2 protein-coding genes are annotated in these 2,166 nt (G+C 69.0%); both read right to left on the bottom strand.

Features of this window, described 5'->3' with window-relative positions; genetic code table 11:
• Window positions 1-807 (bottom strand): IS21-like element helper ATPase IstB (gene istB, locus M5362_RS32930; RefSeq protein ID WP_260231627.1); only part of this gene is annotated, 807 nt, incomplete at its 3' end.
• Window positions 807-2,063: an IS21 family transposase gene (istA, locus tag M5362_RS32925; protein WP_260231628.1), complete on the bottom strand. Its 1,257-nt coding sequence runs from the start codon at window positions 2,061-2,063 to the stop codon at window positions 807-809. The genes istA and istB, both read right to left, overlap by 1 nt.
• Between the last annotated feature and the right edge of the window lie 103 nt (window positions 2,064-2,166).

The following is a 2,166-nucleotide window of genomic DNA, read 5'->3' as shown; positions in this document are numbered from 1 at the left end:
GGTGGGGACGCGTCCGAGTTCGCGCCCTCGCATGCGGTAGGAGTCGCCTTTGAGGGAGTGGACCTCCGCGTGGTGGACGAGGCGGTCGATCATGGCGGCGGCCACGGTCTCGTCGCCGAAGACCTCTCCCCAGCGCCCGAACGGCTTGTTGCTGGTGACGATCACAGACGCGCGTTCGTATCTGTTCGAGATGAGCTGGAAGAACAGGTTCGCGGCCTCCGCTTCGAAGGGGATGTAGCCGACCTCGTCCACCACGATCAGCGGATAACGGCCGAGTTTGGTGAGCTCTTGTTGGAGCCGTCCGGCCTGGTGGGCGGCGGCGAGGCGGTCGACCCATTCGGCGGCGGTCGCGAAGGCGACGCGGTGCCCGGCCTGGCAGGCCCGCACTGCGAGCCCGATCGCCAGGTGCGTCTTGCCGGTGCCCGGCGGGCCGAGGAAAACGGCGTTCTCTCGTCCGGCGATGAAGTCCAACGTGCCCAGGTGTGCGAGCTGTTGGCGACTCAGGCCGCGCAGATGGGTGACGTCCAGTTCCTCGATGGTCTTGATCGCGGGGAACCGGGCGGCGCGTACTCGCGCTTCGCCGCCGTGCGATTCGCGGGCGGAGACCTCGCGCTGGAGGCAGGCGACGAGGTACTCGGCATGGGTCCACGATTCCTTGCGGGCTCGCTCGGCGAGCCGCTCGGCGGCGTCCAGCAGGGCCGGGGCCTTCATAGCCCGAGCGAGGAAGGCTAGGTCAGCGGTGGTCTGCTGGCCGGTGCGGCGGCTCGTGGCCTGGGTAATCTCCTGGGCGGCGGTAGTGCGGGGCATCAACCGGCCTCCTTGCCGGCGCCGCCTTCGATGACGGTGAAGATGCGGTCATAGGAGCCGAGCTCGCGCTGTTCGACGTCGACCAGCGGCCCGGAAGAGGCCGCGGCCTGGGCCTGCCGGCCGGCCTGGTGTCGGTGCACTTCCTGCCGCATCGTCTTGCCGGTGGTGGCGTGTTCGGGGTCGGTGATGGTCTGGTGACGGGCCCAGCAGCGCGGGTGCTGGGCGACGATCTCACCACCGGAGGCCAGGACGAGGACCTGGTCGTTGTCGGTCAGGACGGTCACCTGGTGGCCGATCGCGGTGGGGTCGACGGAGTAGTCGCAGGTGTCGACGCGGACGTAGTGGTCGCGGCCCAGACGCGTCTGGAAGCGCCACCAGGCCGGTGGGTCAACGGGCGGCAGGGCGAGCATTCCGGCCCGGTCGGCTTCCCACCGGTCCGCGGGGCGGGCGTCGAGGGTGCGGTGGACGCGGCGGTTGGCGACCTTCAGCCAGGCCGTCAGCTGGGTGTTGAAGTCGTCCGGCCCGGCGAAGTGTCGGCCGGGAAGGAAGGAGGTCTCCAGATAGCCGTTGGCCCGTTCCACCAGCCCTTTCGCTTCCGGGTCACGCGGTCGGCAGAGGTGCATTCTGGTGGCGAGCAGGCCCGCGAACGCGGCGAACTCGCCCGTGACCTTGCCCCGACCCACCCCGGCCTCGTTGTCCCAGACCAGCATCTTCGGGACCGCACCCCACTCGGACAGCAGCCGCCAGTGCCCGTCGATCAGATCACCGGTCCGCTTCGACGGCAGCATCCTGGCGGCGATCACCCGCGAGTAGCCGGACACCATCACCAGCACCGGCGGCCGGCCCGTCTGCCCATAGCCAAGGGGGATGTCCGCCTCGGGAAACCACAGGTCACACTGGGCCAGCTCACCCGGTCGATAGACCGTCCGGGAGACCGGATCGACCGGGACATAGGCCGGCCGCAGCTCGCGCACCCTCTCCTTAAGGATCGTCATCCCGCGGTCCCAGCCGATCCGCTCGGCGATCACGGTCGCGGGCATCGTCGGGGTCTGCCGCAGAAGCTCGCGAATCTGGACCTCGACCGCGTCGACCGCCGAGCCCTTCACCGGGCGCTGGTACTTCGGCGGCCGGTCCGTGGCCAGAGCCCGCTTGACTGTGTTCTTCGAGATGCCCAGATGCCGGGCGATCGCCCGAATCGGCATCTGCTCGGCCCGGTGCAGCCGCCGGATCTCTGCCCAGTCCTCCACAAGGATCACCCTCTCCTCCCGATCTTCGATCAAGATCAGGTTGGTACGGGAACCACAGAGTGGGTCAGATTTGATCCGCCGTCAGAGGGTCACGATTCACCCGTCGTCGAGA

This window comes from Streptomyces sp. Je 1-79, assembly GCF_025195125.1.
Taxonomy (GTDB): Bacteria; Actinomycetota; Actinomycetes; order Streptomycetales; family Streptomycetaceae; genus Streptomyces.
This window is presented reverse-complemented; position numbering and strand designations above follow the sequence as displayed.